Source organism: Saccharicrinis aurantiacus (assembly GCF_947489045.1).
Taxonomy (GTDB): Bacteria; Bacteroidota; Bacteroidia; order Bacteroidales; family Marinilabiliaceae; genus Saccharicrinis; species Saccharicrinis aurantiacus.
This window is the reverse complement of the sequence record NZ_CANLCN010000001.1, coordinates 575047-600118: the sequence shown is the minus strand read 5'-3', so window position 1 is coordinate 600118 and position 25072 is coordinate 575047. Positions and strand designations below refer to the sequence as shown.

21 protein-coding genes are annotated in these 25072 nt (G+C 35.9%); 4 read left to right on the top strand and 17 right to left on the bottom strand.

The annotated features are described in order from the left end of the window. Positions 1 to 68 precede the first annotated feature (68 nt). The 3 genes from QMO11_RS02215 to QMO11_RS02205 all read left to right on the top strand — a co-directional run bounded on the left by QMO11_RS02215 (position 69) and on the right by QMO11_RS02205 (position 3900). Positions 69 to 929 carry an AraC family transcriptional regulator gene (locus QMO11_RS02215; RefSeq protein ID WP_282035834.1) on the top strand — a complete coding sequence of 287 codons (861 nt, stop codon included), beginning with the start codon at positions 69 to 71 and terminating at the stop codon, positions 927 to 929. A 353-nt stretch (positions 930 to 1282) separates the two neighbouring features. Next, entirely contained in the window at positions 1283 to 2836 is a 1554-nt protein-coding gene (locus tag QMO11_RS02210) for a sulfatase family protein (protein WP_282035833.1), read from the top strand. Between the two features lie 182 nt (positions 2837 to 3018). Beyond that, the gene (locus QMO11_RS02205) at positions 3019 to 3900 is read left to right on the top strand and encodes an AraC family transcriptional regulator (protein WP_282035832.1); all 882 of its coding nucleotides are present in this window, start codon (positions 3019 to 3021) and stop codon (positions 3898 to 3900) included. Positions 3901 to 3984: 84 nt separating this feature from the next. Here QMO11_RS02205 and QMO11_RS02200 read toward each other — a convergent pair whose 3' ends face one another. The 10 genes from QMO11_RS02200 to QMO11_RS02155 form a co-directional block, all read right to left on the bottom strand. Next, positions 3985 to 4488 (bottom strand): MaoC/PaaZ C-terminal domain-containing protein, encoded by a 504-nt coding sequence (locus QMO11_RS02200; RefSeq protein WP_282035831.1) that lies wholly within the window; start codon positions 4486 to 4488, stop codon positions 3985 to 3987. Positions 4489 to 4836: 348 nt separating this feature from the next. Then, a complete protein-coding gene (locus QMO11_RS02195; RefSeq protein ID WP_282035830.1) occupies positions 4837 to 6063 on the bottom strand; it encodes an extracellular solute-binding protein in 1227 nt (408 codons plus the stop codon). Between the two features lie 2 nt (positions 6064 to 6065). Further along, positions 6066 to 7547: an alpha-L-fucosidase gene (locus QMO11_RS02190; RefSeq protein WP_282035829.1), complete on the bottom strand. Its 1482-nt coding sequence runs from the start codon at positions 7545 to 7547 to the stop codon at positions 6066 to 6068. A gap of 203 nt (positions 7548 to 7750) precedes the next feature. After that, positions 7751 to 8611 carry a hypothetical protein gene (locus tag QMO11_RS02185; RefSeq protein ID WP_282035828.1) on the bottom strand — a complete coding sequence of 287 codons (861 nt, stop codon included), beginning with the start codon at positions 8609 to 8611 and terminating at the stop codon, positions 7751 to 7753. Between the two features lie 143 nt (positions 8612 to 8754). Further along, a complete protein-coding gene (gene hydG, locus QMO11_RS02180; protein WP_282035827.1) occupies positions 8755 to 10188 on the bottom strand; it encodes a [FeFe] hydrogenase H-cluster radical SAM maturase HydG in 1434 nt (477 codons plus the stop codon). 156 nt (positions 10189 to 10344) lie between these two features. Beyond that, positions 10345 to 11607, bottom strand: a complete 1263-nt coding sequence (locus QMO11_RS02175) for a M56 family metallopeptidase (protein ID WP_282035826.1) — start codon at positions 11605 to 11607, stop codon at positions 10345 to 10347. Position 11608: 1 nt separating this feature from the next. Next, positions 11609 to 11983: a BlaI/MecI/CopY family transcriptional regulator gene (locus QMO11_RS02170; RefSeq protein ID WP_282035825.1), complete on the bottom strand. Its 375-nt coding sequence runs from the start codon at positions 11981 to 11983 to the stop codon at positions 11609 to 11611. A 159-nt stretch (positions 11984 to 12142) separates the two neighbouring features. Next, a complete protein-coding gene (locus QMO11_RS02165; RefSeq protein WP_282035824.1) occupies positions 12143 to 12664 on the bottom strand; it encodes a lipocalin family protein in 522 nt (173 codons plus the stop codon). A gap of 249 nt (positions 12665 to 12913) precedes the next feature. After that, positions 12914 to 13780 carry a GIN domain-containing protein gene (locus QMO11_RS02160; protein ID WP_282035823.1) on the bottom strand — a complete coding sequence of 289 codons (867 nt, stop codon included), beginning with the start codon at positions 13778 to 13780 and terminating at the stop codon, positions 12914 to 12916. Positions 13781 to 13840: 60 nt separating this feature from the next. Beyond that, positions 13841 to 15016 carry an LA_2272 family surface repeat-containing protein gene (locus QMO11_RS02155; protein WP_282035822.1) on the bottom strand — a complete coding sequence of 392 codons (1176 nt, stop codon included), beginning with the start codon at positions 15014 to 15016 and terminating at the stop codon, positions 13841 to 13843. Positions 15017 to 15661: 645 nt separating this feature from the next. Between QMO11_RS02155 and QMO11_RS02150 the strand changes: the two genes are divergently transcribed. Then, complete coding sequence (locus QMO11_RS02150; protein ID WP_282035821.1) at positions 15662 to 16321, top strand: PQLLE family protein; 660 nt, start codon at positions 15662 to 15664, stop codon at positions 16319 to 16321. Positions 16322 to 16497: 176 nt separating this feature from the next. On the opposite strand, the gene QMO11_RS02145 is transcribed toward QMO11_RS02150, so the two are convergent. From QMO11_RS02145 to QMO11_RS02115, 7 genes are all read right to left on the bottom strand, one after another. Then, a complete protein-coding gene (locus QMO11_RS02145) occupies positions 16498 to 18222 on the bottom strand; it encodes an STN domain-containing protein (protein ID WP_282035820.1) in 1725 nt (574 codons plus the stop codon). An 81-nt stretch (positions 18223 to 18303) separates the two neighbouring features. Next, positions 18304 to 19323 (bottom strand): FecR family protein, encoded by a 1020-nt coding sequence (locus QMO11_RS02140; RefSeq protein ID WP_282035819.1) that lies wholly within the window; start codon positions 19321 to 19323, stop codon positions 18304 to 18306. A gap of 64 nt (positions 19324 to 19387) precedes the next feature. Next, positions 19388 to 19948, bottom strand: coding sequence for an RNA polymerase sigma-70 factor (locus tag QMO11_RS02135; RefSeq protein WP_282035818.1), 561 nt, complete (start codon positions 19946 to 19948; stop codon positions 19388 to 19390). 111 nt (positions 19949 to 20059) lie between these two features. Then, a complete protein-coding gene (gene fabV / locus QMO11_RS02130) occupies positions 20060 to 21250 on the bottom strand; it encodes an enoyl-ACP reductase FabV (protein ID WP_068472944.1) in 1191 nt (396 codons plus the stop codon). Positions 21251 to 21539: 289 nt separating this feature from the next. Next, the gene (locus QMO11_RS02125; protein WP_282035817.1) at positions 21540 to 23039 is read right to left on the bottom strand and encodes an IMP dehydrogenase; all 1500 of its coding nucleotides are present in this window, start codon (positions 23037 to 23039) and stop codon (positions 21540 to 21542) included. Between the two features lie 132 nt (positions 23040 to 23171). Further along, positions 23172 to 23579, bottom strand: coding sequence for a thiol-disulfide oxidoreductase DCC family protein (locus tag QMO11_RS02120; RefSeq protein ID WP_282035816.1), 408 nt, complete (start codon positions 23577 to 23579; stop codon positions 23172 to 23174). Between the two features lie 270 nt (positions 23580 to 23849). Continuing rightward, on the bottom strand, positions 23850 to 25040 hold the full coding sequence (locus QMO11_RS02115) for a cation:proton antiporter (RefSeq protein ID WP_282035815.1): 1191 nt from the start codon (positions 25038 to 25040) through the stop codon (positions 23850 to 23852). Positions 25041 to 25072 lie beyond the last annotated feature (32 nt).

Here is a 25072-nt window from a genome sequence, read left to right as displayed (position 1 = left end):
ATACTTAGCTAGAGTAATACTATATTTTAAATATTTATATATTTACAGCCAAATAATTAAATTATACTATGCGTGCTACTCTAAAACCTGTGATTAAATCTGCCAACCAGAGCATTTTGGTTAAAAACGATCAGCTAAAAACCTTTTACGCACCTCACCATTTTCATCCTGAATATGAAATTATCTATATAAAGAAAAGCTATGGTACTAAGATTATTGGTAATTACGTTGACAATTATCAAACTGGAGAATTGGTAATATTAGGTCCAGGACTACCACATTTTCATGTAGTGGGTAACGGGCAGGATAATGAAGAATATCCGATTGAAACCATTGCAGTACTTTTTCCGGCTTCAATATTCGAAAACAGCATTTCATTTCCTGAGTTTAATATGGCCTTTCATTTATTGGAACAGATGAAATATGGTCTCGAATTGTTTGATCACACTAAAAAAGAAGTAGTTAAGGTATTAGAAAGTATGACCTTAGAGCCTTCAATAGGCAACTATGTGGCTTTGTTTAAGATTATAGAAATTATTAGTCTGCCTGATAGCTCATATCAGAAACTATCGAGCGTAAAATTCGATAATAAGAAGTTATATAACGACAAAACTGCTATTGTTCTTAATTTTTTAGCCAACAACTATCTTAATAGCATTGCCATTGATGATGTTGCCAAAGAAGTTGACATGAGCAAGTCTGCATTCTGCAATTTTTTTAAAACACAAACAGGACATACCTTTTCGCACTACATAAATATGCTACGCATAAGTAAGGCATGCGAACTTTTAGCTACCACGCCCAAAAGCATCTCTGAAATTGCTTTTGAAATTGGATTTGAAAACTTAGCTTACTTTAACCGTCGTTTTAAAGAAATTAAAAAACTAACTCCGAAAGAATTTAGACTAAAAATTGAAGTTGCTTCATAGTGATATTAAAATAACTTGATAGTAAAAGCTAGTGGTAAATAGCTCCTTCGAATTTAACCTGCAATATGCATTAGCTATCTGTTACGCATTGAAATTGCTTCAAAACAAGTTACTTCGTAGCTTTATCTCAACTCACCAGAATCGTGCTATGCCTCGTATCGATAAACCCTTGTTTTATTGCACTTTCAATGCTCATTACGATATTCTAATACATAATCCAGGTTTAATGTATTCCATGGTACATGGCTTACAAATCAAAATTACTCCATTTAATCGCAATTTTGCCCCCGATGTTTTACTTCCCTTTACCTTACTTTTATCCAAAGAAATTAAATGATAAACAAATGAATTGTATGTATAAACTTCAGAGCCTAATTAGATGCACTTTAATAGCTGCGTTAATTAGTTTAATAGCTATGCCAGCCATGGCACAGAAAAATTCGAAACCTAATATAATAGTTATATTGGCCGATGATTTAGGCGTAGGAGATGTATCAAAATACCGACGCTTACACAATCCTGACATTAAACTAGAAACTCCGAATATAGATCAGTTAGCCGAAAGCGGGATGATGTTTACCAATGCTCACGCCCCTGCTGCACTTTGTGCCACATCGCGCTATGCGATAATGACCGGGAATTTAAATTATCGTAGTCCTTTACCATGGGGTGTTTGGAGTGGTTATGCTGAATCTGTATTTACTCCTTCAACCCTAACGCTTGGAAGATTGATGCAACAAGCCGATTACAATACTTCGTTTATAGGCAAATGGCATTTAGGAACCGGATTTGCAGATCAGGACAAGTCGAAAGAAATTTATAAGCTTGTTAAAGGTAAAGGGAAAAAGAATTTGAGAGCTGATATCTCAAAAATTATTGCTGATGGCCCTAGTCAAAATGGTTTTGATTACAACTTTACGCTTCCTTCTGGAATTCAAAACGAACCCTATGCTGCCTACGAAAATGACATTTGGTATCCCTTACATGAAGAGTCAATGATTGCTCTTATAGATTCAGGATATTGCAAACGCAATGGATTTGTAATGGAAAAGAAAGAAGGATTAGGTGACTCTTATTGGCAACCAAGTGATATTGGTCCTTTAATTGCCAACAAAGCTGTTGAGTATATCTCAAGCCATGCCAAAGACGACAAACCATTTTTTATGTACTATTGCTCGCAAGCCGTGCATACTCCTCACGAAGCACCAAACGAACTTAACGGTGTGAAGATAAAAGGAACCACTCCTAGCAAGCACATGGATATGATTAAAGAGCTAGATCAGCAACTTGCGATGATGGTGCAGACTTTGAAGAAAGAAGGTATTTACGAAAATACCGTTATCATATTTACATCGGATAATGGCGGCTTGCATGTTGATGGAGATACTTGGAATGCACGTCACGAGCCTAGTGATATTTACCGAGGGTGTAAAAACGATCCGTACGAAGGCGGCAGTCGTGTACCATTTATAGTATCGTGGCCTAATGGCATTAAAGGAAATACCAAGTCTAACAATCCGGTTATTGGTTTAGATATTTTAGCAACTCTAGCTGGCATTACAGGCACTAGCATTGAGGGTGAAGGTGCTTTAGATTCATACAACTTATATCCTACTTTGCTACAAGAAAAAGGAGATAAACCACGCCCTTATGTAATGTTACAAGGAGGTTCTCAGAAAGAATGTATGATTGTAAAGGATGGCTGGAAATTAATTGTACAGTTTGATAAGCGTGATAAAACAGATAGTAAAAGAACGCCAATTGCTCTCTTTGATTTAAATACCAATATTTGGGAACATGAAGAGCTCAACTATATCAACAATCCTAAATATGCTAAAAAGGTAAAACAATTAATGAGTCTTTATAATACAACCCGAGACAGCGGAAAACCAACAAGAAGAATGTAATACATCATTAAATAATGGAATTGTTAATGTTGCTTTTAAATAGAACGAGCGCCTTATTAGGGTGCTCGTTTTTTTTGTTATATACCCTAAGGAATAAATAGATAATTTCCGATATTCTAATTATTTTGCATCAGCAATTAAATACTAATACCTATTGAATTTTAAGCTACACACATTGACACATGAATATTTTAAGCTTACTAAATAATGTATCTTATAATCTCTCATCCATTGCACACTGTACATTGGGGAAAGAATGGAATTACGAAAACATCATCAGCCCTTTTTCGCGATTGTATTTGATAACGGAGGGAGAAGCCCATATGCTGATAGGTGATAAATCGCTAAAACTTAAGAAAGGGTACCTCTATTTGGTTCCGAGCTTTATTCAGTGTACGTATAAATGCCCCAAATATATGGAGCAATATTATGCCACTTTCTCAATTAAACTTGCTGATGGATTAAATATTTATCAGCTTTTTAATTTTATTAATGAAATAAAAGCAGAACCACATCATTTTAGTTTTTTCAACAAACTTTACGATTTAAACAAAGGGATGCATCTCCCAACAGGTAACCCCAATGTTTATCAGAAAAGGATGAAGCTAGGAATCAATAAAAATAAAATTAGTGATGCAGGTAATATTTTAAAATCAGCTGGACTGCTAGATTTATTAATCTCTGATTTTATTAGCACTCCAAAAATGAACTTAGAAAGCGAAGTACACAATCGGATTTCTCACTCAATAAAATACATACACAGTAACATTCAAAGAAATATAACCATTGGTCAACTCGCCAGCTTATGTCATCTCTCGCCTGATCATTATACTAGAAAATTTAAAGAGCTTACCTATCAAACGCCACTCGACTATATTAACAAACAACGCATAGAAAAGGCACTACTATTGCTAGATACTTCTTCAAAACCAATTGGAGAGATAGCAGATTTATGCGGATTCTCATGCCCAACAAACTTCGGAAAGGTTTTTAAAAAATATATACATCAATCTCCAAGAGACTATAAAAACAGCATTAATTTTAAGAATGAATATCAATTGTAATTAACAATTCAGCAACTCTATAAAATAAGGTTAAGGGTATAAAAAAAGGACACCTAATGGTATCCTTTTGCATTGTTAAAATAATTATCTCTTTACCTTTTCAGGGTTTCTATACTTAACCGTTTGTAGGTGTTCGCAATATAAAACCAATTCTCCCGGCTGTTTATAAACCTCATAACTTACAGTTATCAATCCCATTTTATCATATTTAGCTTGCTTGTTCAGGTGCGTTCTAATGGTATAAATGGTATCACCTATAAACACAGGCTTAATAAAACGTAGTTTATCGTATCCATAGCTAAAAGTATTTACATTGTTATTGGCCATAAGGCCAAGTCCCATACTAAATACCAAAGCACCTGCAACAAGTCTTTTGCCAAATAGCCCCTCTTCTTCGGCAAACTTCTGGTCGCCAACATATGGGTGCATATCTAGCACAAGACCGTTAAATGTCATCGATTCTCCTTCGGAGATGGTTCTACTAATGGAACGATCTTTTTGTCCGATTACAAAATCCTCATAAAGCCAATCTTCTGTATTATAAAGCTTAATATCTTTGTGATTCTCTATTGGTGTATTTTCTGGCATATCAATTAATTTAAAATTTAATCCTATAACTCTTTTTTTTCAATATTATCCTAAACGACTTTACTTATTGGGATTTCATCCCAAACCCTGACTTACTTTTTGTTCTTGATGACAAAAACTAAGAAAAAAACATCAAGGCTGCTTTATAAATTACTTCCGATGAAAAATTAAAACTTAAGTGCGGCTGAGTGATCTTCGAGCACGCTCTCAGCTTCTCAGTCTTACTAAAGCTTTAACTTACATCAAAAGCATTTTATAAAGAGGCCATCTACCAAGGCGCCTAAATGCAGCTCCTAATAATCACAACCTTAAAATTTATTATATGAAGTTTCCGATTCCCCTTTGAACTTACATAGCATCCAACTTTAGTTGTGCTTCATTTAATATATCTTCAATATCTTTTTCCGTATTAATTACCTCTAATACTAATTTATCAATTACGCTGGCTACTTTTGGCCAATGGGCTAGCTTTGGTAATGCTCTGGTATTTTTATGAAGCTCTTCTAATTTATGATAATAAGGAACAACACTATTCACTTCAGCATCTATCCACGTTGATTTTCGGCAACCAATTCCTCCTTCCAAAGTAAGAAGTTTATCATTTTCGGCATTAATGGCAAAACGCATAAAATCGTAAGCCACTTGCTTATGCTTACTGCCTGTTCCCAGAGCATAAAGCCAATAGGCATTTAAGGATACACCTTCTCCCTCTTCACCTGCAGGCACATAGGCAATATCAACCTTTCCTTTTACCTTTGATTTCTCATAAACCTCGCACATAGAAGCAAAACCAAACCAATTTACCATCATAGCCACTTCGCCATTGGCAAATGCCATCCCTGATTGCACAGAATCAAAATCCCGCGATTTTGGATGGATTATAGCAGAATTACACAATATCGACCTATAATACTCCATCCCCACAATGGCCTGTTCGGAGTTAAGAATGATAGAACCATCTTTTGTTATTAACTCGCCGCCTCTCGTCCATAATTGCAAACAAAAATCGAACACGGTGTTATGACCATCTGGGTAGGCAGCAAACACAGTCCCATATATACTTTTATCAGGTCGCTGAAAAAATTCGGCCACTTCACTAAATTCATCCCATGTAGATGGAACAGCTAATTCACGCCCATATTTAATTTTAAAAGCTTCTTTTTCGATTCTACTTTCAAATAAATCCTTTCTGTAAATCAAACATTCTGGTCCGTTGTGCATAGGCAAACCATAAACAGATGCATCAAACTCTTGCATCTGCAAAAGCGATGATGACCAATTTTCAGGATAAGAATCAGGTGCAGACCTTTTTATATAGGCATCTAGCTTTTCAACATGACCATCTTTAACCGCCTCAGTAATCCAATCGGTATTGATAAATGTAATATCCCAATCCCCTTTTTTTAGTCCACCTTTAACAATGATCTCCTCATATAAAGGATGCAAATCAAGAGGGACCAACTCAAGCTCAAGAGGGCAAGCTGTAATATCTTTAAATTTCTGCCATATTTTTGCGATGGCAGATTCAAAGGGATCGTATTTGCGAACAGCAATTCGTAACTTATTAGGATTCATAGCTAATTAATTTTAAATACGAAAGCATGCTCGCATGGCTTTGCCGATGGCAATTGAATATTTAAAGACGTTTTAGTTTGTTCCCAAGTTAGTTTACTCTTTGATCCGATTAACTCGATGCGCTTAATATCTCCATTAAAAGAAGTAGAACTTAACGACTTTACTGAAAGTACATTTGACTTTGGCCAACCTAAAGCTATGGCATATAATTGTCCATTGCGTGTTGTAAAACGAATATCTTCATCACCAAATCCATCGAAATGCATATCTGCTAAATGACCTGTTTTTGTTTCGGTAGGCCCTTCGCCATAAACTAGCCAAGGACGAGTTTCGTAGATGGCCTCACCATTTAACTTCAACCATTGCCCCATCTCCCTCAATCTCTGTTTCTGATCCTCAGGAATAGTGCCATCAGGGTGTGGCGCTACATTTAATAATAGGTTACCATTTTTACTAACGATATCAACCAAATCGTCAATAAGGTTATTGGTTGGATAGCATTTTAGGTCTTTATGCCAAATCCATTTTTGTTTAGAGATAGAATTATCCGTTAACCAAGGTTCTGGATAAATATCGGGCATTCGATTGCGTTCTAAATCAACAGTTCCTGTACCCAAAGGAAAATCAGGTCGCTTAAATGTTAACACAAACTCCTGATTGTTCTTCGCAGCATTGTTATAAGCGTAGGCCATCATCTCTTGGCGAACTTTTTCTGAAAGTATTTGAACTCGATTATCGAACCATAGTAAATCAGGATTATAACCATCAACAACTTCTTTTACTTTCTCAAGCCACAACTTTTCAAACTTGGCACTTGGCATTGGATCAACCTTGTAATATCCACGTTCACCTTCAACTCTCCATGCGCTTGATGCAACTTTTTCGCCATATAAAGATTCGTTGGCAGGATTGGCACAATCCGTATTCTCACCCCATGTGGGAAACCAACCCCAAAGCCACGAATGATGAAGGCTAACAACATACTTTAATCCTCGCTTTCGAATGGCAGTTTCTAGCTCGGCAACAATATCGCGTTTAGGTCCCATATCCACCGAATTCCATGGATTTGCTTTTGAGTCCCACATCGAAAAACCATCGGCATGTTCGCCAGCAGGACCTGCAAAACGAGCTCCTGACTCCACAAATAAATCAGCCCATTCATCGGCATCAAACTTAGGTGCTGTAAAAAGAGGTACCAAATCTTTGTATCCAAATTCCTTTGGGTCGCCATAGTTTTCCTTATGAGTGGTATTATTAGGATGTCCTTCGGTGTACATATAAGTTCCATACCAATCCGATTCATCCTCTGGTACAGAATATACACCCCAGTGTGTGTAAATACCAAACTTAGCATCGCGGAACCATTCAGGGCATTCGTATTGAGATAGAGATTCCCAGTTGGCTTTAAATTTCTTTTGACTATGCAGCTGTGTAACTGTAATTAACAGAACTGCAATAAAGCTTATTTTCAATGCACTCTTCATTGTTTAAATATTTTAGATAATGATATATTTTAAACTTCTTTACAGGATGTAAAACTATGAAGAGTCCTATTTTTAAATAAATACAAAAACAATCAATAATCGATCATTTCCGATATTACAACTGAATTTACACTGAGGATATAAAAACAAAAATGCCCCTACACTTCTCAGCATAGGGGCATTTCTATTTCAATAGAATATGTTTATAAAGTAATCTCTTTCTCTATTGATTTATAAATCAAAGTTGCACTGCTATCATCCTCACAATTCTCATGCATCTCGCCGTAATCGAGTAATAGCTCGATACCTTCTACTTCAATATCTAACTCACCACTTCTAATATAACGGCAGTTAGCTGAATGATATAAAGGCGCATCAGCATCTGCTTTAAAAATGTAACTGTATCCTTTTGAAGAAATACCACTTTGAGTTCCTACAATCTCATGCGCATCATCTTCATAAATTAATGGGGTTGAATCCCCTTCTACTTTAGTATGTGTAGTATTTTGAGTATACGTAATTACCTCACCTGATGATTTTGTGACCTTACCATTATCTAAACTGACTTCAAATACAGGAGCTCCCATAACATCAGCCTTTCTTTCCGATTTATAGGTTCCTTCAACTTTACTAGTTTCTTGATAATAGTTGACCAAACTTATATTTTGCTTATCCCCCTCATGAGTTCCCCATCCATTTTCAAGAATAATCTGCATCTTTCCACTTCTTAGAACCCCATCAATACCACGAACTCCGTCGCCAAAATCGATAGTAACTGTTTTGGGGAAACTTTGATCATAAGGTACAATTGTTATAATAGCATCTGTAGATTTTGTAGTTCCTTGGCCGAATCTTATTTCTGTTTCTGCTTGAGCTACATATGATGCGCCGGTTAATTTAACTTGAGCAAATTCTTTAGATGCTAAGCCAAAATCAACAATGGCATCAGCTGCTTTATCCATATTCTGAATATCTTCAACAGAATCTTGCAGGTCATCAATTACCTCGCAGGCAAAAAGGGAAGCTACCATAATAACTCCTCCAACTAAAGTATTTAGTTTCATAAGTGTAAAGTTTATTTGTGATAAATACGCTTTACTTGCATTAAGGTTTCAGTAATTAGATGCTTAAAACCAATAAGCTCACAAGAAGGGGTAGTGCACTATTAATTAATCGCAACCTTTATCTTTAAATGAATATAATTCCACTAAAAATATAAATCGCGGGTGCCGCTTTTTATGTTTTCTAAACGCTGTAATAAACGCGATTTAAAACGTTCATCTTCGTAATTAGCGAGTTCCTCTTCTATTAGTTTATAACCTTTTTCTTTGGTGGATTGTGGTGCATAATCCTCAAGGTACTCCGCCAAAGTAAGCATGGCATTGGGTTGGCAAAAACTTTTGATAAATCCGGGTACCGAAAACTCCATAAAGTGCTCACCCGTTCTATCTTTACGATAACATGCCGTACAGAATGATGGGATAAAACCTTTCTGAACCAGCTCATCCATCACTTCATTAAGACTGCGGTTATCTGAAATTACAAATTGCTCTTTATCCAAGTTTTGTTCTTCCTCATCGGCCGAATAGCCTTTTAATTCAATATTGGTTCCGCCGTCTATTTGCGACACGCCATATTGCAATACCTCATCTCTGATTTCGGCTGGCTCACGAGCGGTTAGTATTAGCCCTGTATAAGGAACTGCTAATCGGAGGATAGCCACTAATCGGGTAAAATCGGCATCAGATACTTTCCATTTTGAATCTACATCAATGCCCGAGGCATCTTGCAAGCGTGGAAATGAAATGGTATGCGGACCGATATTAAAAACGGACTCAAGATGGTTCACATGACGCAACAAACCTAATATTTCGAAACGCCAATCGTACAAACCCAATAGAGCACCAATGCCCAAATCGTCGATGCCTCCTGCCATGGCTCTATCTAAGCCTGTAACACGCCAATCGTAATCCTTCTTTGGACCGCTTTTATGCACTTTATCGTAGGTTTCGCGATGGTAGGTTTCCTGAAATATCTGGTAGGTACCAATACCTGCATCAGCCACTGTTTTAAATCCTTCAACATCAAGTGGAGCAGCATTAATATTTAAGCGACGGATTTCGCCATTTTTATGCTTCACTCCGTAAACTGTTTTAACGGTTTCAGCTATAAAATTAGCATCGTATTTTGGGTGCTCACCATAAACCAATATCAACCTTTTATGTCCGGCATCCTCTAGGGCTTTCACCTCTAGTTTTAAATCATCTAGTGTAAGCGTGGTTCTTTTTTGATCCTTATTCTCGTTACGGAAACCACAATAAGTACAATTATTAATACATAAGTTACCCACATAAAGTGGTGCAAAAAGCACAATTCGCTTACCATACACTCGCTCTTTTAACTCCTTGGCAGCGTCTTTAATTTCTTGTATTAGTTCAGGCGAATCGGCATTTAGCAACACAGCCGTTTCTTGAAGTGAAAGGCGCTCCTTGTTTAAGGATTTGCTTATGATACGACGGACATCATCAGCATGAGGGCTTTTTGCCGCCTCTAATATTTGATGAATCTCATCGGCATCAATAAAATTCTCTTGGGCTTTATCTGCTAACTTATATTGTTGCGGGGTATAGATAATTGACATGTACTTTTTGTTTAAGCCGCAAAAATAGTGATTTGAAATTAAAGTCACTCTAATAAGCAAGCATTTACCTAATAAAAGTATAAAAGGCCACCATTTGGCAGCCTTTGCATTGTCTTGTCTTTTGTTTTACTCAATATTTAATCAATAGAAGTCACTCTATTTTCTAAGTACAAAATTAATTGGAACAGTAAATTCAACATTCACATACTTTCCTCCTTGCATACCTGGTTTCCAATCTGGCATAGCTGAAACCACCCTAACAGCCTCTTCATCAATTGAAGCAAAACCAGCTGATCTGGCAATCTTAGCATCCTTTACTTTACCATCATTACCCACCACAAATAGCACATACGCTCTACCTTCTTTGCCTTGTTTCTGAGCATCCTCAGGATAACGAACATTGGACGCAATATACTCTCTTAAACCTAAATCTCCCCCTGGGTATTGTGGCATAACTTCTACAATTTTAAATGTAGTGTCATCTAGTATATCAACCTGTTCAACATCTGACTGCCCTGAATTAGTCATATCAAATTCAGGCCCTTCATCGCTATTTGTGCAAGCAAAAAAAGCAGTTATACATACCAACATGGCCACTGCCATAATTGATTTTATCAGTAATATATTTTTTAGTGTTTTATTAGTCATCATCTTAAATCGTTTTTTAGTGATACTCTGATTTAGGTTGTTAACCGGAAACAAGCGGGCACCTGTGACCTGGTTAAGCAACAACAATTTATACTCGCCAACATGCATACCGCTTTTTAATACAGTTTTATCGGCTTGAAACTCGTGTAACTCCTTTAATAAAAATTTAGTGAACCATACAAAGGGGTTAAACCACTGAACTATTAATAGTAGCTCAAACAGTATAACATCAACAGAATGTTTTAATCGAACGTGGGCTTTTTCGTGAATCATTATTTTCTCTAAATCGGACGAAGAGTAAAGGGTTTGATTCACAAAAATAATTTGAAAGAACGAGAAAGGATTAAAGCGCCCAGGCAAATTGGCCACTCTAACACCATTCTCCTTTGTCCAGCTTGCTTTTTTAGATAATCCGCCCAATCGGATAAATCCCCAAAGCAACCTACACAACAGTGCCACTGCTCCCAACACATAAAGGAGTTTAAACATGTTACTTTTAGCTACTACAGGCACAATTAACTCGCGCACATTATTGGCGTAAACATTAACCGTACCCAGTAAATTACTAAAATTATCTGCCTCCACTCCAGCACTTGTGGTACCTAAAGAAAAACTTAAAAAGGGCACTACTGTTGCCAGAACAACAGACATCAGTAGGTAAAACCTATTGAATTTAAAAAGCGTTTCGTTGTGCAAAAACGACTTATAAAAGAGGGTTAATATTCCTAATATTAAAGCGGATTCTATAAGATATGCTATAAAGGTTTCCATATTAATCCTCCTTATTTTTTAAATCGTTTTTAACTTCGTTCATTAGCTCTTCCAACTGACTTATATCCATCTTATCTTCTTTAGCAAAAAAGGAAACAAAATCTTTAAGTGAATCTTGGAAGTAATGCGACATAAAACGCTTCATAAACTTCTTTTTATAAGCTTCTTTGGTAACAATGGCAAAATACACATATCCTTTGCCTACCTTTTTATGATCTACAAAACCTTTGTTTTCTAAAATCCTAACTATGGTGGATACTGTATTATATGCCGGCTTGGGTTCCGACATTTGTTCAATAATGCTTTTTACATTGGTTTCGCCCAAATTCCAAAGTTGCTGCATTACCTGTTCTTCTGCTTTTGTTAATTCCTTCATCGTTCAACTAAATTAATAGTTCAAACTTATAACTAATATTTTAGTTGAACAAATTATTCAACTACTTTTTTAGTTTCAAAACTTGTATCCCTCTAAAATTGGGCATAAAAAAAGCGTAACCACTATGCAGTTACGCTATTAATTCTATAATATTTAAATTTATTTCTCTAATGAAAATACCATCTGAACTTTAATGGTATCTAATTTACCATCTCCATCAATATCTTCTTTCTGCGATTCTGAAGCTGCAATATGAAGTTCGGTTTCTGTAAGTTTAGTGATCTCAAAATTAACTACCTCAACTGAATCTTTTAATGTTAATTCAGTATTATCGTCATTAACTTCCCAAGTTCCAGTATAAGTTTCATTAGTATCTGGATCTGTTTGTGCAAAAGTACCATCAGCTTTAAATTCAATATCACCAAAATCTGCTAGTTCAATTTGGACTTTAAATTGATTATAAGCTTCTTTAGCAAAAGCAGAAGGCACACCTGCATCAACCATATAGGATACAAAGTCCTTTCCGTTAACATAGATTTCTGCATCAGCTTCAATAAAAGACCATAGGCCCACAATTGAGAATTTAGGATCATCGTCTTTAGAACAAGCCGTAAAAAACATAGTAAGCGCACAGAATAACATCAGAGCTGATGTTTTAATTGTTTTCAAATTTTTCATCATTATTAAAGATTATGTTAGACCGTAAATGTAGGTAATTGTTTGCTAACAAGAAAGCGCAACCACAATGCAGTTACGCTATTCTTTTTGTTATCAATTATAAATGACTTATTCTTGTCTTGAGATCGTTTCAGGTATCGCCATAAAGTAATCCCTCTCAATTGTAAGGTGCAGAGCATGCTAAAAACAAACAATTTATACCAAATACATTATTAAATGATTGATAAATAAAAAATGGTGTTTTTGGTATTACTATAGTCGGCCAACACTACCCGAGGCATTTTCTTCTTGTTTTAAAATGGTTGGGTTTCCTTTATATTTAAAGCTTCCTGATCCGTTTATGGTAACACTCAATTCGTCTTTTACATGCGCTTTAACGCTGCCCGATCCATTTTGTGTTGAAGACCATTTACTCACAACAGCACTCACTACGTCTATTGAACCCGATCCACTAGAGTTTACATCTGCCACATTAAAAAACGAATCGTCGGATGATTTAATAGTAATCTCTCCACTGCCTTCCGACTTGGCATAAAACTGATTGGCAATTAGGGTACTATTACTAATTTTAATATTTCCGCTTCCCGAGTTCTCTAACTTAAGTTCGGAACCATCCATAGTAATATCTGATAATGTAATAGAACCACTACCCTGACCTTTACAATATATAGCCGCATAACCTTCCATATTAGAAACATTTAATCGGCCCGAGCCATTGTGTTTTAAAGTCAACTCCTCGGTAACATCGGTAGCCAACATATCCGAAACATCAATTTTACCCGAACCATTCATTTGCGCATAATTAATTTCTGGCATTGTAATTTCAATACTTAAGCTATAGTTTTTGTAGTTCCCATTTTTAAGTTCAAAATTCCACACGCCATTATCAATATAAGTTTCTATTCTATCAATAATATTAGCCTCTCCTTTTGCTGTAACTTTTAAGGCATCGCCATAATTAATGCTAACTGTATGCGAGGTATTATTACTAACTCCTGTAAAATAATCTATATCTAATTCTTGTGTTACAACAGGACCTTCACCGCTTATTTTCTCGCACGATGTAAATGATAAAACTGCGATTACTATAATTGCTAATGAGCAAATCTTCGTTTTCATAGTATTTCTATTATAATGTTTGTTATTGCTTCAAATCAATGTTATACACTCAATCAATCACTAAAATCTAATGGTTAAACCTGCGTTTAAACCAATCCATCCAAACAGTTTTCCTCTATCAAACTCATGCTCTAAAACCGGATCGTAGGGCATATCAATATTTCCCCATTGTCCGCCGTTATTAAGCTCGGTATAATATCCATTAATACTTGGGCCGAAGGTTATGCCAATATTCTGAGTAATTAAGAAAGTATAATCCAAATTAATCTGACCCAAAACATTAACCACATCCCATTCATTATCCTCAACAATTTGGTGCCCCACCAATTCAATTCCTAATAAATGATGCTTACCCAATCTTTTTTGCGTACCCACACCATAACCAACAGAATACTGCGATAAATTTGAATAGTCGAGAAGACCTACCGAGAATATATTATAAAAAGCATCCACACCCATTTTATATTGCAGCGTAGTATGGTAAATTTCAGAAGTACTCAGCTCCAAACCAAAATAACCATTGCCAACCACGCTAAATAAACCAATAGGCACAACACCATCATCATTGCCCACAACATTCACCACACCCAGCTGCGAACCGCTTGCTTTGGTAGCATAATTCACCACACCCAACTGAAAACTGCTTGAAATACTATCGCTAGTATTTACCACACCAATTTGCGATCCACTCACATTTGTGGCATAATTTACTACGCCCACCTGAGCTCCATCCACACGCTTACTTTGCACATTAACCACACCAAACTGCGCACCTTTTGCATTGCCTACACCCACATTAACAGGTGCAAAAACAGCTCCATTCAAACTATGCTGGTAATAATTAACACCTCCTGAAAATAATGCACCGCGCACCGAATCACTTGATACATTTACTGCCGTTGCAAAAGCGGCACCCGTAGTTTTACCCTTTGTAATATTACTAACGCCGGCAAACTGAGCACCCTTTACATCTCCTAAATTATGATTTCCTATGCCACCAAGTTCGACACCATCTAAACCTCCGTTTACACCATAAAACAAGTTAAACGATACATTATTCGCTTTCGTCATCGATGCCTCGCCGTTGGTTCCCCACGGATAAATAATAGTAGCCTGTGCTTTAGGCATGGCAATTGAGTCTGTTTTTGATACCAAAATACTATCCGACTTCTGAGCATTTATATTTGGCATAAATAAAATAACCCATACCAACACTGTTATAATTCTTGTTTTCATTTTCCTAATCTTAATAATAAATTGTTTTAAGCGCCTTTCATTATCACGACAACTCAAAACAATTTTCCCCCACCCCTCCACCTAAAGTTTTTTTAAATTTAATTAGGGTGTGCCCCTGCGGGTCGTGCTTTTCGCTATATCTTTTTGGCCCGAAAAAGGCCAAAAAGGATGCCGCTGCAATCACTCACACAAAACATAATACGGAATAAAATTTGCAATTATTAATAATAAAACTAACTTAGCCGCTCATTTAAAAACATATACCTATATAAAACAAACCTATATTATGAAAAACCCAAATTTCTCATTACTACTCGTCAAATTAGTAGCCATTACACCAACAATCTACACTCTGTAAATTCCTTTTTCTCTATTTGCACCAGATTTTTTTACTCTTGTACCATTAAATTCTGCTCCTGTACCAAGTACATAAGCACAAAAAAACGGTACAAAAGCAAAATCAAACGGTACAAGAGAAAAGTAAGTGGTACAATACCAAAATATGATGGTACGGAAGCAAAAGTAAGTGGTACAGAAACTGAAAAGTTGGTACAAAACCAGAATAAAGTGATCCCAATATAAAAAATACAGATCCCGCTTAAAAGGAGGGACTACAGTTATAAATTAAACCTTAATACTGGAAAAATGATTAAAACAAATGCTAAAATCGATGAACTCATTCAAAAATCTACACTAAGAATTAATAATTCGATTAACGATGCCGACATTTCAGCATCCCTAAGCCAATTTGGTTATACCCCTGAAAAGTTAGGCACTGGCGAGCTAATTTTAAAGGAAGCAATTACCGCCAATCAAACGTATTTTAAAGAATATGGTGATGTGGTCAAAGCGCAAGAAAGTAAAACTAATGAGTTAGAAAAGTCTCAACAAGAATACCTGCAACATCTGAGCGTATGCCGTGTGGTCTTTAAAAATGATTTAGATGCCTATTTTACACTTAAACTAAATGGCAAACGTGAACGCACCTTCAGTAGTGCTATAAATCAGATGATTAATTTTTATCAAATTTTATTAGGTAATGAAGTTTGGCTTGCCAAAGCCAGCAATTTTGGTTGTACCGCCGAAAGACTTGAGAGTTCGTTAAATAAAGTGAATAAAACAGCAAGCTACCAGCAACAAATTATGCTTGAAAAAGGCGAAGCACAACAAGCCACCGTTGATAGAGATCAAATGCTTGATAAGCTTAATGATTGGATGCACGACTTTAAACAAATAGCTAAAGTTGCCCTTTACGACAAACCGCAACATCTAGAAAAATTACAAATCACAGTTAAGAAAAAATAAAGGTTAATAAGGGCTGTCCAGAAAGCATTACATTTCACCAAAGTTCGCAAAGCAAAAAAACACAAAGAACACAATAGCTTAAATAACAAGACAATAAGCTTTGCTTTATTCGCAAAATCCTTGGCGTTCTTAGCGTGAAATAGTATTTTTTGGACACCCTCTTCTTTATTTAAACATTAAAAGCGCAAACCAAATTGCCAGCCAAGCCAAGCTTTAGCAACTCCATCTTGATAAGATGATTGAATAATATGCTGCCCATAATACAATTCTTCTGGTATGGCTCCATGAAACTCAAGGTGGCTCAAGTCCTTGCTATTAGGCACAAATATATTAAAGCTAGGACCAAGGTAACAGCCCATTCCATTGCGTAAATTAAAACCAAGCGACAGAGATGTTTTAAACAAGCCACCATAAAAAGGCAGGTTGGCTTCATTAATTCTTTCGGTATCAAAAGCTGCGGAGGCCACCATATCTAAATTAAGGGCTACTGTTTTATAAGGGCTGCTCTGAAAGCCAATGCCAAAACCCACGTCAGAAATACTACCTGCCCCTACTTTTAAAATACTATATATGTGCTCCGAACCGGTCTTTAAAGCCAAGTCAGCATAGTATAACTCATTTGTTTCTATTTGCAAACGCTGATATCCCTTACGGGTGATGTTAACGAGGCCGATTGGCAGACCATTTTCGATGGTATCACTGTAATTTACCAATCCGACTTGAAGACCTTTGAGAACCTTTGTTTTATTAAAAACCCCACTCACCTGAATACCGTTGGCTAAAGAGTCGGCTATATTATAAACACCCGCTATTTGTACTCCTTTTGTCGATTTAGATGTATTGCCTAAACCAGAAACCTGGATACTATTATTTTTTGCCACCGATTGCAGTCCGGATATCTGAATGTTGGCATCTGAACCGGCATAACTCAACAAGCCAGAAACTTGCATTCCATCAACTTTACCAAGGGTTGTATTTACAACTCCTGCAGCTTGTAAGCCACGCATATTTCCTTGGCTCAAATTATAAATACCCGAAGTCTGTAAACCATTAACACTTTCACCTAGAATATTAAATAAGCCAGCAGCTTGCAAACCATTTACTCCACCCAAGTTTATATTAAACAAGCCTCCTAGTTCAATACCATCTACTCCAGCTGTATATCCTCCTAAAACATTCAGTGATATTTTACTTTTAACAGTACCACTATGCAAAGCATTGGTGCTGACGGATGGAATTACTGAAACCTGACCTGGTACAGTTTCTAATAATGGCAGGTAGCTTGATATATAACGCTTTTTTTCAGGAACCACAAAATCAACAATACCAATATTATTAATGGGCTTAACATCTAATTTGCTGATGCTTTTATTCTCAAATTTCTGAAACTGCAGCGTATCCTTTTCAAAGCGTGTTAAATAAACATTGATCGCATCTTCAGGAGCTTGCGTAAAATGCAATAGTGTATCTTTAAAATTTGGGTGCGATATACTGATGTCATAAGAAGCTAAATCGTTTTTTATTTTTAGACTAAAGGCTCCATTATTACTTATGGTACTTTTATTTTGATACAATGAAAACACGATGGCACCATCTAATAAATTGCCCTCATCATCAAACACGGTTCCTTTTAAAGCATCACTCTTTCCTTTTTCTTGCTTGGCGTTTCTTAGTTGCAACACCAAGTGTTTACCTACCAATTTATAGGTGATGTCTTTACCTAGTATTTGATTAAGAACATACTCTAATGTTTGGTTTTCTACAGTTATAGTGACAAGCTTATCTTCCTCAAAAATAGATGGATTATAAGCAAAACGAACTTCACACTGATCTTCTATTTCTTTAAAAACGGCTTCAATAGCTTGTTCATTTATATTGATAGATAGTTTCGTATCCAACATACTTTGACCATTCATGCTGAAACAAAATAGATTGCACACAACAAGAATCCCTAAAACTATATTTATTTTAAAACTAAACATCTATTCCTTGTCTCTTATTGAAAGCACAAAATGATCATCCGCAACAGTACGCAATTCTAGGTTATAAGTACTGGCAATAACTTGCAGCACCTCATCAATTGTTTGGTCATTAAACGAAGAGGTAAATAAGATATCCGTAAATTCACTAGTATTCCAATCAATATCAACACAGTAAGCCTCTTCAAGCTTTTGTAATACTACGTTGAGTTCAGTTCTATTAAAATGGATCTGTTTATTTAACCAATAAGTGCTGAGCGGCGCCATGCTGCGTTTGAATAAAGTATCACCCGTGGCATCAAAGATTCCCTCTTCATTAGGTTTTAACAGGATATTTATATCTGAGCTATTATTACGCTTGTAATTTAAAGACACCGACCCTTTTAATAATGCCACTTTTATAAACGTTGTATCCGTGGCATCTACATTAAATTCGGTACCCAAAACTTTTATGCTCCCGAGTGGTACATCCACGATAAAAGGACGTTCTGCATCATGTTTTACGTCAAAAAAGGCTTCACCTTTTAAACTGACTTCTCTTTGGTTGGCATTTTTATTCAACGCATATCGAATAGAAGCATCTGTATTTAAAGTTACAAATGAACCATCAGGAAGCGTATCATTAATTGAGGTATTAGCATCCGCATTAGCGAAGTTATATATTTCCATCTCTGAATGTGAGACAGTAGGCTTGAGGTAGAGTGATATAATTAATGCTATGGATGCCGCAGCCGCAGCCACAAACCAGCTTAGTTTTCTTTTCTTATGCTTGGCTTCCTTATCTTCAAATCTTTTAATTCGTTGCTCTAATTTATTCCAAGCTTTTTGCTTATCAACTTTAGCTTGAATCTCCGGCATCTTACCTAAGTCGAGCCAAAGACGCTCTACGGTTTCAAAATAAGAGCGATTTTTCTCACTTGCGCCAAGCCATAGTAGTATCTCCTTACGGCTTTCGGCAGTAATATGGCCCTCTAAAAAAGCCACTAATTTTGCTTCGTCAATATGTGTATTTTGCTCTTCCAAAAATTATTAATTAGTATCTCTCATTAACACGACAACTCAAATTACTTTTACCCTACCCTCTAATTTAATTTCCATTAAAAAAGAATACAGCCAACATTAAAAATTCACCCAACTCGGTGCGCATAAACTTAAGAGCTGCGCTCATTTGCTTCTCAACAGTGCGAATAGAAATGCCTAATTCATCGGCGATTTGCTGATATTTTAAACAATCATACCTACTCATTAAAAAAATCTTTTTCCGCTGCAGCGGTAAAGCATTTATGCTACGCTTTATCTTTTTTTGTAAGTCACTCAGTTCAGCAGCATCAGAAACCTGTTGTTCAAATTGCTCAATACTAAGCTTATTGTGGTTTTTATATTCCTCGGTAATTTTGAGATGCTTAATTAAGTTTAATGATGCATTACGAACCATACTGTACAAATAACCACGTACCGTACTTTTAATATTTACTTTATCACGTTGCGTCCACAATTTGAAAAAAACTTCTTGTACCAATTCCTCCGCTGCATCATACTCCTCAACAAACGAGCAGGCGTAAGCCACCAATGATTCATAATGATCATTGAACAAAGTTTCGAAACCTTTTTTATGCTTCCATGGTGCTATTTCAGTCTGTTTACTCACAATGCGGCAAATATAAGCTAAAGCCCTAATACGAAACAAGAGCATACAAAAAAAGGGTAGAAAATGAATGAATCATCTCTACCCTTAATATATTATTGGAGTATAGTACTACTATTGTAATCCTGGTATTTGAACCATTTCATCAATATCAGTACCATATTCAACACCCTCTACTTTAAACCCAAATAGGTTATAGAAATCGTCGCTGTACATACTTAAATCACCTAATTCTTTTAATGATTCAGTATCTACTTTAGCCCAAAGGTCACTAACAATCTCCTGAACGTCTTCGCGCATTTCCCAATCGTCAACACGAATAAAACCTTCCTCATCAACATCAATGCCATTTTTGAACATTTTATCAGCGTATAAACGCTGTATTTGCTCAATACAACCTTCGTGAATTCCTTTTTCTTTCATCACCTTAAATAATAAGGAAACATATAATGGAATTACTGGAATTGCAGAACTAGCTTGTGTTACAAGTGCTTTATTTACCGAAACGTAAGCGTTACCTTTAATACCTTCTAATTTAGTAGATAATACTTTCGCGGTTTCTGCCAAGTGTTTTTTAGCCTGACCAATAGTACCGTTTGTGTAAATTGGAGTTGTAACATCAGGGCCAATGTAAGAATAAGCCATTGTTAGGAAACCTTCTTCTAAAACGTCAGCTTCTTTAAGAGCATCAATCCACATTTCCCAATCTTCGCCACCCATTACAGCAACTGTATTGTCAATATCCTCTTGACCTGAACATGGCTCAATGGTAATTTCAGATACTTCTCCTGTATGGAAATCTACCGTTTTATTTGTGTAAGGCTTTCCTATAGGTTTTAATACTGAACGGTGCTTAACACCAGTTTCAGGATGAACACGTAAAGGAGAAGCTAAACTGTAAACTACCATATCAACTTTTCCAAAATCTTCTTTGATTAAGTCGATCGTTTGTTGCTTCACCTCTTTTGAAAAAGCATCGCCGTTTATACTTTTTGCATATAAACCATCTGCCTGTGCAATTTTTTCAAATGCAGCAGTGTTATACCATCCAGCACTTGCAGGTTTTCCTGGTTTAGGATCTTTTTCAAAATAAACTCCTATTGTTGAAGCGCCACATCCGTAGGCACTACTTATTCTTGATGCTAAACCAAATCCTGTTGATGAACCAATAACCAATACTTTTTTTGGTCCGGCTATTTCACCTTTTGATTTAACGTAATTAATTTGATTGATCACATTTTGCTCACATCCTTTTGGGTGCGCTGTTAAGCAAATAAACCCACGAGTTTTAGCTTCTATAATCATTTTATATACTTTATGATTTTAATTTTTTTCAATATTTTCTTGCTAGTTGCTCATTCATTTTACCGAAAAGCAAAACAAATGTACAAATTTTACCGACATCACCCACTTACTTTTCTATTCTTTATAATAGCTAATGATTTTATAACATAAACAATCATTTTGCTCATTTATAAAGACCTAAAATAAGCCCTGTGAATCAGGTAAATATACGACTCCAATATTTATATAAAATAAAAAACCTCGTAGCATTTTTCGGCCACGAGGAGAATAATATTTTATAGAAATCTATTTAGTTTCCGTTAGAATCTTTTACGATAACATCGTGGGCTCCACCTTCAATAATACTTGTTGATGAAACCATTGTTAATTTACCATTGGTTTGAAGTTCTTGAAGATTAATTACACCAGCACTACACATAGTAGATTTAACTTTACCCAATGTAATTTCTAAATTATCTTTTAGCTTACCGGCATATGGTACATAACTATCCACACCTTCTTCAAATTTAAGATTGCTGCTTCCTCCCATATCGTAACGCTGCCAATTACGTGCTCTATTAGAACCTTCGCCCCAATATTCTTTCACATAACTACCACCTACAACTAATTTACGAGTAGGACTTTCGTCGAAACGTGCAAAATAACGACCCATCATTAAAAAGTCGGCACCCATAGCTAGTGCTAAAGTCATATGGTAATCTTGTACAATACCACCATCAGAACAAATTGGAATGTAAATTCCTGTGCGAGCATAGTAATCATCACGAGCATTAGCTACTTCAATTAATGCCGTTGCTTGGCCACGACCAATACCTTTGGTTTCGCGTGTAATACAAATAGAACCACCACCAACACCAACTTTCACAAAATCAGCACCAGCTTCGGCAAGGTATAAAAAGCCTTCTCTGTCAACAACATTACCAGCTCCAACAAGTACGTCTTCGCCATGCTTTGTTTTAATTTGCTCAATGGTTACTTTTTGCCACTCTGAGAATCCATCAGAAGAATCGATACAAAGTACATCAACCCCTGCTTCAACTAAGGCAGGTACTCTTTCTTCATGATCACGTGAATTAATTCCTGCACCAACAACCAAACGTTTATTTTCATCTAGTAGTTCGTTGCTATATTGTTTGTGATTATCGTAATCTTTACGGAAAACAAAATATTTCAGATTGCCCTCGTCATCAACAATCGGAAGTGTATTTAATTTATGATCCCAAATTATATCATTAGCTTCTGATAAAGAAATTCCGTCCTTACCTGTAATGATTTTCTCTACAGGCGTCATAAACTCGCTTACTTTTTTATCGTGGCTATCTTTTGTTGGTCTGTAATCTCTACCTGTTACAACACCTAAGAATTTTCCGTTTGCAGTTCCATCAGATGTTACACCAATATTAGAAAAACCTGTTTTTTGCTTTAGGGCAACGATATCACCTAAAGTAGAATCAGGAGTAATATTTGCTCTACTTTCAACAAAACCTGCTTTGTAGTTTTTTACCTCACGAACCATTCTTGCCTGGTCTTCAACTGACTGAGAACCAAAAATGAATGATAAGCCACCTTGCTTAGCAAGTGCAATGGCCATTCCGCTATCAGAAACTGATTGCATAATTGAAGATACGAAAGGTACATTTAAAGTAATTTTCGATTTTTCTCCTCTTTTAAACTTTACCAGTGGAGTTTGCAAACTAACATTATCAGGCGTATGCTGCTTAGTTGTTAATCCTGGAATAATAAGGTACTCATTAAAGGTCCTTGATACTTCGTTAATGATATTAGCCATAGTCTTTCAGTAAAAAAATTGCGCGAAAATATGAAAAAAAATCCATTCAGTGACTACAAAAAGTACTTTTATTTTTGACAGACTAAATTTAACGAGATATTGATTAACTATCAAACTTTTTCACCCTTGCGTTTACACATTTATAAACCTACTAGAATACTTTGTGTTATGAAGATTACAAACTTGCTTTTTAGGCAAAATGTAATGTCTATTTTTTGCAATTATATCGTAAATAAAGTCGCGAATAAAAGGGGGAATGATTATAAACGTATAAAGTAATTTTAATGGCCATGTAAATTCTTTAGCCACCTTAAGAGCAGCTGTTGATTTTTGAAAGGCCGTTCCATTTTTAATTAAAACTACTGATTCTGTATTTTTCTCTAAACTAAATTTATCGAGCATTAATTTACCGAACTCTGATTGAAGTGACGCAAATTTGAATATACCCTTTTTATCGTGCTTGATAATAAAGAGAACACTTTTGGAACAAAAACCACAGTTTCCATCGAATAATATAATAGATGCGTTATCTAATTTCATTTCTGAATAATGTAAGTTTTAGCCAATCAGCACTAGACTAACAAAAATACGATTGAAATTCGTTAGTACGCTGATTTATTAAAGATAAGAATAGATGTAGCTTTTTGTTTTCAAATTACATTAAAATATGGTTTGATAATTATTTAGTATTACAAATATTCTAGGATTGAATGTTGGCTTAGGGATTGAAACGGCATCCTTTGTGAGCCCATTATGGCGAAGCAAAGATATAGTGAAAAGCCCGACCTGAAAGGGAAGCCCCTAAAAAAACTATTCTTTTTGTTTAAATACGGCTGCCATTGGCCCTGCTGAAATTCCGTGAGCGAAAACACTAAGCAGGATTGTAGAAAATGCGGTTAATACAATGATATCTCCGTGAGGTAATTTTTCTTCTAAGACTAAAGCTGCAAATACAATACTTGCCAAACCACGTGGACCAAACCATGCGATGAAAAACTTCTGATATTTGGTTAAACGATTGGGCAACAAGCATAATAACACAGGAATTATTCGAATAATTGTTAGGCTGGCCAATGCGTACAACAGTATATCCCAAGTAATATGATGAATGATATGAACTGTTATTAAACTTCCGAAAACCACCCATACAATAGCCGTCATTATTTTCCCTAAGCCGTGCGCTCCAACCAACAATTCGGGTTTGTTATCTTTATAGCGATAATCGAAAAATAAACCTCCAACGAAGGCTGCGATAAAACCACTTCCGCCAATGGCTTGACTAAGGGTAAAACAGGTAATGGCAATCATTATTATAATGGTTGGCTTCCAACTATCTTCAATCCACTTTTTATTAAACCCTTGTTTCATCAAAGTCTCAGCCAGAAAAACAACCCCTGCTCCTACTAAAAAACCCAAGCCTATTTGCTTAATAAATACACCTATGCCATACGCTACTGTAATATGCTCATTTGCTTGAATTGAATGCATGGTAATTAATAGCAGTAAAATTGGCACACAAATACCATCGTTTAAGCCACTTTCAACATTAATTCCCTCACGTATTTTTGTGGGTACTTGTTTATTGCTAACCACCGGCTCGCCAAGAGCAGCATCAGTAGGGGCCAAAATTGTTGCTAAAATTGCGAGTTCGACAAATGAGAGATCTGGAAATATAAATATGCCAATTAGCCATCCGAACAGTATTGTTAAAGGAAGACCTATTAGTAGCAGGTGATAAGGAATTCGCCTATTTCTTTTTAATATTATGAGGTTTGATTTAGCTGCATCTGTAAATAAAACCAACGCTAACGAAAATTCAGCCAAAACCTTATACTGCTCTAATCCGATATGAATATTTAAAACATGAAATATTAAGGGGCCCAAAATCATACCAAGAGAAAGAAACACCATAGGTCCGCTAAGTGGTGCTTTCTCAATTTTTCCGGCAAGTAAACTGTATAATAATACAATAACTGATATAATTGCAAAACTTGTGTACATGCTTATTTCATTAATAAATGTATGATGACCTT